Source organism: Marinicauda pacifica (genome assembly GCF_004793635.1).
In the GTDB taxonomy this organism is placed as follows: Bacteria; Pseudomonadota; Alphaproteobacteria; order Caulobacterales; family Maricaulaceae; genus Marinicauda; species Marinicauda pacifica.
Genome location: NZ_SRXV01000002.1, coordinates 578,087 through 591,441 on the forward strand (window position 1 = coordinate 578,087; position 13,355 = coordinate 591,441).

Genomic DNA, 13,355 nt, shown 5'->3' on the forward strand with positions numbered 1-13,355 from the left:
TCCGGACCGCTCTCGCAAGGGGACCATCTCCTTGCCTGACGTATACGTCAAGAGGCTCTTGTTTAAGGAAGTCAGTTTCGCTATTGGTCGGAATATGGACGATACCCACGCCCCGCACCCGGCTTCGGACACGACGCTCTACGGCATTGCCGAGCTGGCGCGCGCCTATGGCGTGACGCAGCGCACGATCCGCTTTTATGAATCCAAGGGTTTGCTGCATCCGCAGCGGGTGGGCACGCAGCGCGTCTATACCGAGGCGGACAAGACAAGGCTGGGCCTGATCCTGCGTGCCAAGACGATCGGATCGAAGATTTCAGAGATCAAGACCTTCCTCGACCTCTATGGCCGGGAAGGCGAAGGGCGCGAGCGCCAGCTCAATTTCGTGATCGACAAGACGGCAGAGAAGATCGCCGAGCTGGAAGACAAGCGTGATCAGATCGAGACCACGCTGTCTGAACTGCGCGTGATCCATTCCGGCGCAAAGGAACGACTGGCGGCCCGTCAGCCTCGCTGAAGGACCGCCTGCACCCTGATCACAAGGTTCGAGTGATGAAGCCTCAGGCGACCTGCTCGGCCAGCGCCTTGAGACGGCCTGCGGCTTCTTCAACGGACTCCGATGTCTGAGCGATATCGGAAATGGAGTCGTTGACCGACGTCACGCCGCCGGCTGCCGTCTGCATGTTCATCGAGATATCCTGGGTCACCGCCGATTGCTCCTCCACCGCGGCAGAGATGCCGCTGGAGATGTCGGAGATCTTCTCGATCACTTCGGCGATGGAGCGAATGGCCTTGGCCGCGCCGCCGGTCCCGTTCTGGACCGCCTGAATCTGCTGCGCGATTTCGTCGGTCGCCTTGCTGGTCTGGCTGGCGAGCGATTTCACTTCACTGGCGACGACCGCGAAGCCCTTCCCCGCCTCCCCGGCCCGGGCCGCCTCGATGGTGGCATTGAGGGCCAGAAGATTGGTCTGCTCGGCAATGTCGGTAATCAGCTTGAGCACTTCGCCGATGGCCTGGGCGGCGGTTTCCAGCTCGTCGATCGTGTCGCCGGTCTCGCGCGCCTGCGTTACCGCCTGGCTCGAGATCGTGTTGGATTCGGCGACCTGGCGGCTGATTTCCTGAATGGAACTGGCCAGCTCCTCGCATGCCGACGCCACGGCGTTGACGTTCTCGGTCGCGCCGCCGGTCGCCGCAGCCGCGCTGGAAGCCTGCTGGCTCGACTGGGTGGCCGCCGCCGCGACGGTCGCGATCTGCTCGGCCATGTCCTGGAGAATCTGTTCACGGCGCATACGCTCGCGCACGGCCGATGTCCGGTCCACCGCAAACTTGACCACTTTGTACGGCGTGCCGTCCGGACCCAGAACCGGGTTGTAGCTGGCCTGGATATAGACTTTCGAGCCGGTCTTGGAGATGCGCGTGAACTCGGCCGACTGAGGCTCGCCATTGTTCAACGCCTGCCAGAACCTGGCATACTCCGGTGAGCCGCGCTCGGCCTCGTCCATGAAGATGGCGTGCTTGCGCCCTTTGATCTCTTCGAGCGTGTAACCCATCGCGTTGAGGAAATTGTCGTTGGCGGTGATGATCGTGCCGTCCATCTCGAACTCGATCACGGCCTGGGAACGCCGGATGGCGTCGACCTGACCGCTCAGGTCGCGATCGCGCAGCGCGCGCTCGGTCACGTCGCTGGCAAACTTGACCACTTTCATAACCCGGCCCGCCTTGTTCTTCACGGGCATGTAGGTCGCCTGGATGATGACCGGACCGCCGGACTTGGTAAGGCGAGGAAACTGCGCCGTCTGGTGAGTTCCCGAGGCCAACGACTTCCAGAACTCGGTATACGCGGCCGATTTCACGATGTCGTCCGGTACGAAGGTGGAGTGATGGCGGCCTTTGATTTCATCGAGCCTGTATCCCATCAGCGAGAGAAAGCTCTCGTTCGCCGTGAGGATCGTCCCATCGGGAGCAAACTCGATGATGGCATGCGATTGGTTGAGCGCCTCAAGCATGGCGCGCGGGTCGGAAGAGGCGGATCGGGTAAACATAAATCATGCACCTCAGCGGTCGAACCAGAAGGGGTTGAAGGTCGAGCGCACCGCCCCTGACCTCGTGTTCGGGGCGATACTGAGGAAACACCCTTAATCAGCTCCTAATATTTTCCAGTATTCGCGACGATTAGCTTGAATAATTTATACCGTTTTTCGAGACTATATGTCTGACGATTGATTAATTTCGAAATCCACCTTCAATGAACACAGTCAAACTCTCCTATAAGGGGATAATACTAAATTCTATTCTTCGAAAAAGTGTGATTACTGTCGTAATTCATAAGCTTCAAATCCGTCTCGCTCCAGGCCGGCCGTCCACAACCGTCCCTGCCAGGGCACAACCGTAGTGATCCCGAAATCCTGATCATCCGGCCCGTAGAGCGCGTATACCGGCTCTCCCTCACCCGTCACAGCCAGCCCCATGACGGGGCGCGGCGGCAGTTCGGGCAGGCCCGCGACCTGGATGCAGCGCCAGGCAAGGCGCTTGATCCGCGGGCGCGGGTGCAGCGGCTCCAGCTCGGCGCTGCGGCGCGACGGCAGGGCGATCCACACCAGGCCGGTCTCCTCGTCGACATGAAGATTATCCGGATAGCCCGGCAGCCCCTCGATCAGCACGGTGCGCTCCCCGGTATCGGGGTCGAGCGTCCAGACCCGCCCTGCCCAGGTCTCGTTGACATAGACCGTGCCCGTCGCCGGATCGTGGTCCACTCCGTTGGCGAAGCCAAAGCCCTCGGCCAGCACCGCGTACTCGCCAGGCCCGGTCACTGTATAGATCACGCCGGTCTGCTCGCCTTCGATGAAGGAGGTCATGTACTCGCCATAGCCATGGCGGCGCGAGGCATCGGACAGGATGACGCGGCCATCGGCCAGGACGGTCAGGTCGTCGGTGAAGACCAGCGGCCCGCCTTCGCTTTCGTCGGCAAGCCAGACTTCAAAATCAGAGCCGGTGTGCCGCAGCAGCCCGCGCAAGGCATCGGCCACGAACAGCGTGCCGTCCGGGCCGAAGGCGAGGCCCAGCGGACGCCCGCCGGTATCGGCAAACACCGACCAGCTACCCTCCGGCGCACTTTCACGCACCAGGATGCGCCCGTCGGCCAGGCTGGAATACAGGCGCCCGTCGGGGCCGGGTTCCAAATCCTCCGCGCCATACCAGCCCGCTTCGTGCAGCTCCGGGCTCTGCTCTTCGGCGAACAGGGCGTCGAGCTCGGGTTCGGTGGACGGGGGATCGAAATACTGCGCATCGAGCGAGCCGGGGCCGTACAACAGTCCCCAGACCAGAAGCGCGAGCACGCCCAGCACGACGACAATACGAACAATCCAGGCCATCACATCCTCCCCGTTTTCATGCCGGGCAGAGTGCGGGCGAACGCTCAGGCTGGCAAGGCGCGATCAGGTGACGGCTTTGCGCACGTTGAACTCGGGCCGCTCATATTCGCGCGTTTCGACGACCTCGATCATCTGGCGCGCCGCCTCTCCAACCTCGCGATAGGACAGGTAGAGCGGATTGAAGCCGAAGCGCATCAGGTCGGGCGCGCGGAAGTCGCCGATAATGCCGCGCGCGATCAGCGCCTGGGCGATGGCGTAGCCGTGCTCATGGCGCAGGCAGACATGACCTCCGCGCCGCGCGCCGATCCCGGGCGAGATTGTGTCGAGACCCAGCTGCGCCCCGGCCTGGAGGAAAATGTCGCCCAGCGCGCGCGCCTTGGCCTCGACCTCGCTCAGCGCCATGGCGTCATAGGCATCGAGTGCAGCATTGAGCGACGTGATCGCCAGGATGGAGGGCGAGGAGGTGATGAAGCGGCGAATGCCCTCGGCCGGGCGGTAGCCGTCCACGAAGTCGAACGGCGTATCGTGACCGAGCCAGCCGGTGACCGGGTGGTCGATGCCGGCAATCTCGTCGCTTCGGCAATAGACGAAGGCCGGCGCGCCCGGACCACCATTGAGAAACTTGTAGCCGCACCCGACCGCAAAGCGCGCGCCGTCCTGTTTCAGCTTCAGGTCGACGAGGCCGGCGGCGTGGGAGAGGTCCCAGATGATGTCCAGCCCGGTTTCGCGCGCCTCCCTCTCCCAGCGTGCGATGTCGGCGATCTCCGCAGTCTTGTAGTGGACCGCGCTGCGCACCAGCACGCCGATCTCGGGATCCAGCGCAGCCGGCGATGTGCCGGGCTCGACATATTTGAAGGCGCAGCCGGTCAGCGCCGCGAGACCCTCCAGCACATAGCCGTCGGTGGGAAAATCGCCGCGTTCGACGGCGATCGCCGCCTCCGGCTTCTTGCGCGACAGGGCCGAAGCCAGCTTGAAGATCAGGATGGTGACGGTGTCCAGGCAAACCACCTCGTCGCCGTCCACCCCGATCAGCGGCGCCAGCTTGCGCCCGGTGGCGAGCGGAAGCTCCATCCACCCGGCATCGTTCCAGGACTTGATGAGACCCTGCCCCCACTCCTCGCGCGCCGCCTCTTCGAGGCGCTCCAGCGCGCGTCTGGGGGGCGGGCCGAGCGAGTTGCCATCGAGATAGATGATGCCGTCGGGAAGGGCGAAACGGTCGCGCGCGGCGCGCAACGGATCGGCCGCGTCCAGGCGGGCAAGCTCAGCCGCATCGGGCAGGGCATTCATGATCAAATCGTCCTCAGAGCGGGCCGCGAGTCAGGATGCCGCCGTCGATGACGAGCGACTGCCCGGTCATGTAGGCGGATGCATCGCTGGCCAGGAAGTGGATGGCGGCCGCCATGTCTTCAGGCTGACCAACACGCTGGAGCGAGAAATTGCGCTTCATCATGTCGGCAAGTTCGGGATTTGAGGTGAGCGCCGAGGCCAGCTTGGTCTCCGTCAGACCCGGGCAGAGCGCGTTGACGCGAATACCGTCCGCGCCGTGCTCCTGCGCGAGGACATGGGTCATGGAGATCATCGCGGCTTTCGAGATCGAATAGGCGCCCTGGAAGAAGCCCGGACGCACACCGTTGATCGAGGCCACGTTGACGATGGATCCGCCGCCGGTTTCCTTCATCAGCTTGATGGCATCGCTGGACAGGAAGAACGGCCCCTTCAGATTGACGTCGAACGTCTTGTCCCAAGCGTCTTCCGGCGTATCGGCGGCAGCGCCGAAATAGGGCGAGGTCGCGCCGTTATTGACCAGTACGTCGAGCCGGCCCTCTTCCGACTTGATCGATTCCAGCGCCTTGGCGCGATCCTCGGCCGATCCCAGGTGCAGCGTCATCGCGCGCGCCTTGCCGCCCTCCTTGCGAATCTCCTCGGCGACGCGGTCGCAATCGGCAATCTTGCGGCTGGACACGACGACCATCGCGCCGTTGCGCGCCAGACGCTTCGCCGTGGCCTCGCCGATACCCCGGCTGGCCCCGGCGACCAGCACGACCTTGCCGTCCAGCGACAGATCTTTTTCCGACATGAATTTCCTCCTCCGATTGGTTGGGCGAGACCCTAGCCCGGCGGTTTGCCTGTGGCGAGACCGGCCCGGCATGCAAATGCGGCGGCCCGCATCTCTTAAGACGAACCGCCGCATGCGTGGCTCAACCTGCGCCTAGTCGCTGTCTTCGCCAGACTCGATCAGCTCGCTGAACGGCAGGTCGGACGCCGGCGGCCCGCCGCCTTCGCCCTGCAGATAATGATCGAACCAGCGCATCATGCGGTGGGCATAATCGAACTGGGCCGCCGCCTTGCGGTTTCCGTGACCCTCGCCGGGATAGAAGATCAGCCGCACCGGGGCATCCGAGCGCAGCTTCAGGCTGCGATAGAGCTCCAGCGACTGGCCGGGATAGACACGGGTATCGTCCTCGCCGTGCAGGATGAGGGTCGGCGTCTGCGAGTCCCCGGCATGGAAGATCGGGCTGCGTTCCAGCAGGTTCTGCCAGTCCTCCCACGGCCATTCGCGCGAATGGACCAGATAGGCCTCGTTGGGAATGTCGGTGGTCAGGAATTTCGAGATCTGGTCGGAAATCCCGACAAAGGCGACCGAGGCGGCGAAGTGCTCGGTCAGGGCCGTCGCGCCCCACATGGACGCATAGCCGCCATAGGAGCCGCCGGTGATGCCCACCCGGTCGCGATCGGCGATCCCGGCCTCGACCAGCGCATCCACGCCGTCGACCAGGTCGTTGAACTCGGTCCCGGCATAGTCGTTCTGGTGGGCCTTGGCGAACGCCTCGCCGCGGCCGGTGGAGCCGCGATAGTTGGGGTAGAAGACCGCATAGCCATCGCCCGCGCCGATATGGCCGGGATCGGAATAATTGGTCAGCCAGCCATTGGAATCGTGGGCTTCCGGACCGCCATGCACGGTCAGGATGAGCGGCCAGCCGCCGCGCGGCGCGTCACCCGGCGGCGTGATGAGCACGCCTTCGATCTCGACGCCATCGCGCGCCTCGAAGCGGAAGACCTGCTGGTCACCCAGGGTGCGCGCGGACAGGAATTCATTGTGATTTTGAACCCGCTCCAGAGCGCCGTCGGCACTCACGAAGAAGGCTTCGCGCGGATGGGTCGGCGCATCCGCGGTAGCGGCAAAGCGGCTGGCGCCGGCCTGCCCGTCCAGGGAACGCAGGACCACGTCGTCCTGAACGCTGCGGGCCGTTTCCTCGCCGTCGAGCGTATAGGTCACCAGCGCGCTGGCCGTGCCCACATGGGCGAGGGCAAGAACCGACTCGTTGTCGATCCACGCCATGTCCTGAATGTGCTGTTCGGCGGCACGCGCGACCAGGGCAAACTCGCCACTGCGCACGTCGGCAATCGCCAGCGTTCCCGCAGTCGGATCATGCCGGTCCGCCCCGGCGATCAGCGCGAGATGACGGTCGTCGGGCGAGAAGCTCACCCCGCCCGTCTTGCCTTCGGTCTCCAGCGTGGACCGGATCTCTCCGCTTTGCGTGTCGACCACATGCCAGCGCCGGTTCATGTAGTGATCGTCGATCAGCGGAGTTGGCGCGATGGCGACGGCGATGAGGTCGCCGGAATGGGACATGGACAGCGCGCTGACATGGCCCTCCAGCTCGACCTGCTCGGCTTCGGGCTCGGTCCCGGCTTCGGGCTGGACCGTCCACAGATGGGCCGGCTCGACATCTTCCTCGTAGACGCGCGCATTGAAGCCCTGGTCGGTATAGGGCTCCTCGTCCTCTTCGGCCTTGGCGACGAAATAGAGCGTCTCGCCCTGCGGGCCCCAGACATAGCCGGAAATGGCGGTGTCGTGGGCGAACAGGCGGACTGCCTCGCCCCCGGTCGGGTCGATCTCGTACAGCGCGCTGTGCTCGTCATCGCCGCGCTTGGCGGTGAAGGTCACCGTGCCGGCACCGGGGCGCCAGGCAATATCGGACACCGAGATGTGGCCCGAAACGTAGGAACGCGTACCGCCGCCGGCCTCGCCGATCCAGAGATGAACGTCCGGCGGCCCGTTCTCCTCGCCCTCGACCACGTTGCGCGGATCGCTCAGCGTGTAGGCGATGTGGCCTCCATCGGGGGACAGAACGGCCGAGCCGGCCTGTGAAATCTCGAACAGGTCCGCAATCTCCAGCGGCGCTTGCGCCGCCGCGCCTCCGGCCAGCGCCAGGCCCGCAGCCGCGCCGGCGATAATGCGTGAGGTTTTCATCGTGAGCTCCTCCGGTTTCGGGTATCGGGATCAGGTTATACCGTGACAAAGGACCCGGGCCACCCTTGCCGGCAACCCCGGGCGCGGCAGCACGCCTGGAAGCGAAAAGGGCCGGGCGTTGCCGCCCGGCCCTCTTGCAGTTTGCAGTCTCGGTGAGGCCGCTCTCTAGTCGTCCAGGCCGAGCAGCTCGCCATAGGGCAGCTCATGGGCCGGCGGCTCGCCGCCCTCGCCCTGCAGATAATGCTCGAACCAGCGCATCATGCGCAGGCCGTAATCGTACTGGGCGGCCGCATTGCGGTTGCCGTGCCCCTCGCCGGGATAGGTCACCAGACGCACCGGCGCCTCGCCGGTCATCTTCAGATAGCGGTAGAGCGCGTAGGACTGGGAGGGATCGACCCGGGTATCGGCTTCCCCGTGCAGGATCAGCGTCGGGGTGGTCGAGCCCTGCGCATGGCGGATCGGGGAATGGTCGAGATAGCTCTCCCATGCCTGCCACGGATATTCCATGAAGTGCACATCGACCATCTCGACCGGAATTTCGGTGGTGCCGAAGAAGCTGATGAGATCGGTCAGGGCCACGAAGGGCACCGAGGCCGCGAAATGCTCCGAGGCAATGGTCGCGCCCCAGGCCGAGGCAAACCCGCCATAGGAGCCGCCCGTGATACCGGCCTTGTCCGCATTCACGATCCCGTCTTCGGACAGCGCGCCGATCGCATCGACCAGATCGTTGAACTCCTCGCCCGGCCCGTCCTGGTGATCGAGCTCGATGAAGGCTTCGCCCCGTCCGGTGGAACCGCGGTAATTGGGATAGAAGACGGCAAAGCCCTTGCCCGCGCCGATATGGCCGGGGCGCGAATAGCCGGTCATCCAGCCATTGGAATCGTGGGCTTCAGGTCCGCCATGCACCGTCATGATGAGCGGCCAGCCCCCGTCCGGCGCCTCGCCGCGGGGCGTCACGAGCACGCCCTCGACCCGCACGCCGTCGCGCGTCTCGAACGAATAGCCGCGCTGATCGCCGAACGCGATCTCGCCGAGCCAGTCATTGGACGTCGTCCAGCGTTCGAAATCGCGCCGGCGCGAGACGAACAGCTCGCCGGGATGGGTCGGGGCATCGGCGACCAGCGCCAGGCGTCCCGACTGCGGGTCGCGGTCCATCGTGCGGGCAACGAAGTCGGAGAACACCGTGCGGCGCGTCTCGTTTCCATCGCGGCGGTATTCGACCAGCGCGCTCTGAAGACCGGTATGGACCAGCACGGCGAGGCTGTTGTCGTTCTGCCAGGCCAGGTCCACGCCATGCTGCTCCGCATCGCGGGCCAGAATCTCGAACGTGCCGCTGGAGACATTGCCGACGTGCACCGTCTGGGCGACCGAATCGGCCCGGTCGACGCCGGCCATGAAGGCGAAATAATCCCCCTCCGGCGAGAACGCGCCCTGGCCCAGCTTGCCGGGTGTCTCGAAGGTCGCGCCGACCTCGCCGCTCACCGCATCCATGATGCTCCAGCGCGTCTCCATGTAGAGATCGTCGACCAGCGGAGTGGCCGACAGGGCTACGGCGAGATGCTCGCCGTCCGGGCTGACCACGAGATCGCTGGCATGGCCTTCAAGCTCGAAGACCACCGCCTCGGCCTCGTCCTCGGACAGATCGACCCGCCAGACGCGGCTATACGTCATGTCCTCTTCGTAGATATTCGCGCGGAAGCCGCGATCGTGCAGCGTCTCCTCATGCTCGCCGCCCTCGTCGGGCGCGATGAAGAACAGCGTGTCGCCGTCCGGCGCGAACGCATAGGCGCGGATCGCGGTGTCGTGCGCGAAGAGTTCGCGCGCCTCACCCCCATTGGCGGGAATTTCGAACAGCGCGGTCGGCCCGTCCTCCAGGCTTGAGGTGAAGGTCAGCCGCTCGCCATCGCGCCAGTCCAGACCACCGATCGAACGGTCCTCGATGAAGAGGCGCGACGTGTTCGGGCCGGACGCGACATGAAGCGAGCTGACCGGGGTGCCGTCCGCCTCGCCTTCAACCACGTCACGGACCTCGTAGCGCACATAGGCGACCTGATCGCCGCCCGGCTGGACCGCGATCGAGCCGACGCTGGACAGGTCGAACAAATCTTCCAGCTGCATGGGACGCTGGGCCTCTGCCGCGCCCAGCGTGCCGGCGGCGAGCGCGGCGCCAAGGCCGGCCACGCCGAGTTTCCGGAATGTCTGTGTCATGGGGTTTCCTCGTGAGATGTCTGGTTTTTCCGGCAGGCTACACCCGCACGCACGCCGCGGCCAGCCGGGACCGGCCAGGCTAAGGCGCGACGTCTAGCGTCCGCTGGTCAGCGTCGGGACGAGGCGGGTGACTTCCACCTTCACGTCCATGCCCGCCACATCGGTGGCGCTGCCGCCAAAGCTGCCGGCCAGCGGCACGGCCTGGCTGGCGGTACGCGCGACGCCGGTCTTGATCAGCGCGCCGGAAGCCACGCCGCCATTGGTCGGATCGAACTCGATCCAGCCCGCGCCGGGGACGAAGATCTGCACCCAGGCATGAGTGGCCCCGGCGCCGAGAATGGCCTTGTCCTTGGCCGCCGGATCGCTGTCCAGCGAGGGATCGTAGAGATAGCCGGTCACGAAGCGGGCTGCGAAGCCGAGCCGGCGGGCCAGCTCGCACATCAGCACCGCATAGTCACGGCACGATCCGGCGCGCTGGGCCAGCGTCACGGCCGGCGGCTGCACGCCATGCTCCTCGCGGCGCTGGTAGTCGAATTCGGAGTGGATTGCGGTGTTCAGGTTTTCCAGGATCTTCCAGGTCTCGCCGCCGCCCTGCGCGGTGAAACGCCGCGCAAAGGACTGCACCGTCCCGTCCGGGTCCGGGTAGTGGGACATGATGGACGGGGCCAGATCGACCTGCTGGTCGGGATTGTATTCGAACGGGTAGAGACGGGCATGCTCGTCGATGGGAAATTGCGGCTCGTCGACCGCCGAGCGGATGACCTGGAAGGTGCAGTCGACCTCCAGCGTCTCGCTCTCGCCCATGAAATCGAACACGGTCACCGCGTTGGAGAACACGTCGTGGACCCAGTGCACCGCCGATTCCGGCTTCGTGTCGAAGCGGATCGACAACAGGCGCAGATCCGGGGAATCGATCGGGCGGAACATGCCGCGGTGCTGACCGAACGCGACCGGACGGCTGTAGTGATAACGGGTTGTATGGCGAACCTGGAACAGGTCGGTCCGCACGCGGGAAGCCTCGGTCACATCAAACTCGCCTGATGGGAGGGACGTTGGCAAGGATTGTGTGGCGATTCTGGTCTCCTAACGAGCGGGAAGGTGCTGTGTTCAGCCTCCGTCAAAATAACGGTCGGCGATCGCGTCCGCAAACGCGATCAGGTCCTTCTGCACCTCATCTAGATAGGCATGCAATGTCTCTCCCGCCAGCGGCTCGGGACGGTTCTTCAACCGTGAGGACAGTGCGGTGCGCGCTACCAGAAGCTTCTGGCCCGGCGCGGATTGATAATCGGTTTCCAGCTCGTCCAGGCGCGAGAAGGCCTGCAGCACCGACAGGCGCACCGAGCGCGGGAAGTCGGAATCGAACAGCAGGAAGGCCGCCGCGTCGGCCGGTTCGGCATTGATCTGGTGCTTGCGCCGGAAGGCCTGGTAGGCCGAGGCCTGGCGCAGCAGCCAGTTCCACCAGCTCTTGGTGGGCAGAAGAGCATTGTCGGATGCCATCAGCTTGTAGTTGGAAATATCCATCAGGCGCGTCGTCTCGTCGGCGCGCTCGATCTCGCAGCCCAGCTTGTGGAACAGCCAGGCCTCGTCGCGATACCAGGTGGAATCCACCACGCCGAAATGGGCCTGACAGCCGAGCCGGACCTGCTCGCAGATTTCGTTCAGCCGCACCAGCGTCACCTTGCGGGCGGTCAGATTGGCCACGTCGGCGTGCAGCATGTTGATATGACGCCACATCTCGGTTGGTATGAGATGGCGCAAGGCGCGGGCATTCTCGCGCGCCATGGTCAGGACCGAAATCACCGAGTTGGGATTATCCCGGTCGATCAGATACCAGCGCGCGATCAACAGGCCGGTTTCAGACTTGCCGGTCTCGCGATAGGCCTCCTCGTCCTGGAAGGTCTGTATCAGCGAAACCCAGCTGTCGCGGTCCTCACTGTCGGCCGACAGCGTTTCGGTGACCGCGAGGAGACGCGCAAGATTCTCCGCGCGCTCGACATAGCGTCCGAGCCAGAACGAATATTCCGCGAAGCGCGAGAGGAGATTAACCGAGGACCCAGGTATCTTTTGACCCTCCCCCTTGGCTGGAATTGACGATGATCGATCCGCGGCGCAGTGCCACCCGCGTCAGACCGCCGGGCATGACCCAGGTGTCCTTTCCGGTAAGCGCAAAGGGGCGGAGGTCGACATGGCGCGGCGACAGGCCCTCGCTGGTCAGCGTGGGACAGACCGACAGATTGATCATGGGCTGGGCGATATAGTTGGAGGGATCGTCCTTGATCGCCTCGGCGACCTCATCCAGCTCCTTGCGGCTCGCCTTCGGGCCCACAACGATGCCGTAGCCGCCCGACTCGCCCACCGGCTTGACCACCAGCTCGTCGAGATGATCGAGCACATAGGCCAGATCGTCCTTCTCGCGGCAGATATAGGTATGGACATTGCCCAGCTTGAGATCTTCGTCGAGATAGTAGCGAACGATCCGGGGCAGGTAGGCATAGATCGCCTTGTCGTCGGCCACGCCGGTGCCCGGCGCATTGGCGATCGTCAGCTTGCCCGCCTTCAGCGCGCGCATCAGGCCGGGCGTGCCCAGCTGGGAATCCTCGCGGAAGACTTCGGGATCGAGGAAAGCATCGTCGATGCGGCGATAGATGACGTGGACCGGCTCCGGGCCGGCCACCGTGCGCATGTAGACTTGGTCGTTTTCGTCCACGAACATATCGCGGCCTTCGACCAGCGGCACGCCCATCTCGCGGGCCAGGAAGACGTGCTCGAAATAGGCCGAGTTGTAGATGCCCGGCGTCATCAGGACGATGCGCGGATCGCCCACACCGTCCGGTGCGGTTTCCGACAGCTTTTCGCGCAGACGCTGGCCGTAGTCGGAGACCGGACGCACCTTCGCCCCCTCCATCAGGTCGGGGAAGAGCCGCATCATCAGATGGCGGTTCTCCACCACGTAGGAGACGCCGGACGGTGAGCGGCAATTATCTTCGAGCACCAGGAATTTGCCGTCGGTATCGCGGATCAGGTCGGTGCCGCAGATATGGGTGTAAGTGCCCTGGGGCAGGTCCACGCCCATCATTTCCTTCAGGAAATACTTGTTGCCCGTGACCAGATCGGCCGGTACGACGCCATCCTTCAGGATATTCTGATCGTGATAGATATCGTGCAGGAACAGATTCAGCGCCTTGATGCGCTGAATCACGCCGGCCTCAAGCTCGGCGAAGTCGGCCGCGGTGATCGGACGCGGCACGATATCGAAGGGCAGAATCCGGTCGATCGTCTTATCGCCGGAATACACGGTGAAGGTAATGCCCAGATTGTAGAGCTCTGCCTCCGCGCCCTTCTGGCGCCGGGCCAGGGTTCGAAGATTGCGGCCCGCAAGCCGCTTGAGAAAGAGGCGCGATACGTCCGGGTCGTCATTACGCCCGGTGACCTCGCAAAATCCGTTCTCTACGCCGTAGTCGTCAAAAAGCGACTGGTGTGATGGCATTCGCCCATCCTGATTGCTGCACTGCAACGTTAGCACA

The 13,355-nt window shown here is 64.5% G+C and carries 10 protein-coding genes; 1 reads left to right on the forward strand and 9 read right to left on the reverse strand.

The window, feature by feature from the left end; all coding sequences use genetic code 11:
* Positions 1 to 94: 94 nt before the first annotated feature.
* A complete protein-coding gene (locus E5162_RS09020; protein WP_135944908.1) occupies positions 95 to 514 on the forward strand; it encodes a MerR family transcriptional regulator in 420 nt (139 codons plus the stop codon).
* A gap of 43 nt (positions 515 to 557) precedes the next feature.
* Here E5162_RS09020 and E5162_RS09025 read toward each other — a convergent pair whose 3' ends face one another.
* The 9 genes from E5162_RS09025 to E5162_RS09065 all read right to left on the reverse strand — a co-directional run bounded on the left by E5162_RS09025 (position 558) and on the right by E5162_RS09065 (position 13,318).
* Complete coding sequence (locus E5162_RS09025; RefSeq protein ID WP_135944909.1) at positions 558 to 2,039, reverse strand: methyl-accepting chemotaxis protein; 1,482 nt, start codon at positions 2,037 to 2,039, stop codon at positions 558 to 560.
* Between the two features lie 267 nt (positions 2,040 to 2,306).
* Positions 2,307 to 3,368, reverse strand: coding sequence for an SMP-30/gluconolactonase/LRE family protein (locus E5162_RS09030; RefSeq protein ID WP_135944910.1), 1,062 nt, complete (start codon positions 3,366 to 3,368; stop codon positions 2,307 to 2,309).
* A 63-nt stretch (positions 3,369 to 3,431) separates the two neighbouring features.
* Positions 3,432 to 4,655, reverse strand: coding sequence for a kynureninase/PvdN C-terminal domain-containing protein (locus E5162_RS09035; RefSeq protein WP_135944911.1), 1,224 nt, complete (start codon positions 4,653 to 4,655; stop codon positions 3,432 to 3,434).
* A 13-nt stretch (positions 4,656 to 4,668) separates the two neighbouring features.
* Positions 4,669 to 5,445, reverse strand: coding sequence for a glucose 1-dehydrogenase (locus E5162_RS09040; protein WP_135944912.1), 777 nt, complete (start codon positions 5,443 to 5,445; stop codon positions 4,669 to 4,671).
* A gap of 132 nt (positions 5,446 to 5,577) precedes the next feature.
* Positions 5,578 to 7,623 carry a S9 family peptidase gene (locus E5162_RS09045; RefSeq protein ID WP_135944913.1) on the reverse strand — a complete coding sequence of 682 codons (2,046 nt, stop codon included), beginning with the start codon at positions 7,621 to 7,623 and terminating at the stop codon, positions 5,578 to 5,580.
* Positions 7,624 to 7,788: 165 nt separating this feature from the next.
* Positions 7,789 to 9,831, reverse strand: a complete 2,043-nt coding sequence (locus E5162_RS09050; RefSeq protein ID WP_135944914.1) for a S9 family peptidase — start codon at positions 9,829 to 9,831, stop codon at positions 7,789 to 7,791.
* A gap of 93 nt (positions 9,832 to 9,924) precedes the next feature.
* Positions 9,925 to 10,857: a transglutaminase family protein gene (locus E5162_RS09055; RefSeq protein WP_206751081.1), complete on the reverse strand. Its 933-nt coding sequence runs from the start codon at positions 10,855 to 10,857 to the stop codon at positions 9,925 to 9,927.
* Between the two features lie 81 nt (positions 10,858 to 10,938).
* Complete coding sequence (locus E5162_RS09060; RefSeq protein ID WP_135944915.1) at positions 10,939 to 11,919, reverse strand: alpha-E domain-containing protein; 981 nt, start codon at positions 11,917 to 11,919, stop codon at positions 10,939 to 10,941.
* The gene (locus E5162_RS09065) at positions 11,873 to 13,318 is read right to left on the reverse strand and encodes a circularly permuted type 2 ATP-grasp protein (RefSeq protein ID WP_135944916.1); all 1,446 of its coding nucleotides are present in this window, start codon (positions 13,316 to 13,318) and stop codon (positions 11,873 to 11,875) included. The genes E5162_RS09060 and E5162_RS09065 overlap by 47 nt, the downstream gene beginning before the upstream one ends.
* Positions 13,319 to 13,355 lie beyond the last annotated feature (37 nt).

Excerpts from the sequence above, each read along its gene's own strand:
- E5162_RS09045 (WP_135944913.1), bottom strand. The coding sequence starts at position 7,623 with ATGAAAACCTCACGCATTATCGCCGGCGCGGCTGCGGGCCTGGCGCTG.
- E5162_RS09040 (WP_135944912.1), bottom strand. The coding sequence starts at position 5,445 with ATGTCGGAAAAAGATCTGTCGCTGGACGGCAAGGTCGTGCTGGTCGCC.
- E5162_RS09025 (WP_135944909.1), bottom strand. The coding sequence starts at position 2,039 with ATGTTTACCCGATCCGCCTCTTCCGACCCGCGCGCCATGCTTGAGGCG.
- E5162_RS09030 (WP_135944910.1), bottom strand. The coding sequence starts at position 3,368 with ATGGCCTGGATTGTTCGTATTGTCGTCGTGCTGGGCGTGCTCGCGCTT.
- E5162_RS09065 (WP_135944916.1), bottom strand. The coding sequence starts at position 13,318 with ATGCCATCACACCAGTCGCTTTTTGACGACTACGGCGTAGAGAACGGA.
- E5162_RS09050 (WP_135944914.1), bottom strand. The coding sequence starts at position 9,831 with ATGACACAGACATTCCGGAAACTCGGCGTGGCCGGCCTTGGCGCCGCG.
- E5162_RS09020 (WP_135944908.1), top strand. The coding sequence starts at position 95 with ATGGACGATACCCACGCCCCGCACCCGGCTTCGGACACGACGCTCTAC.
- E5162_RS09035 (WP_135944911.1), bottom strand. The coding sequence starts at position 4,655 with ATGAATGCCCTGCCCGATGCGGCTGAGCTTGCCCGCCTGGACGCGGCC.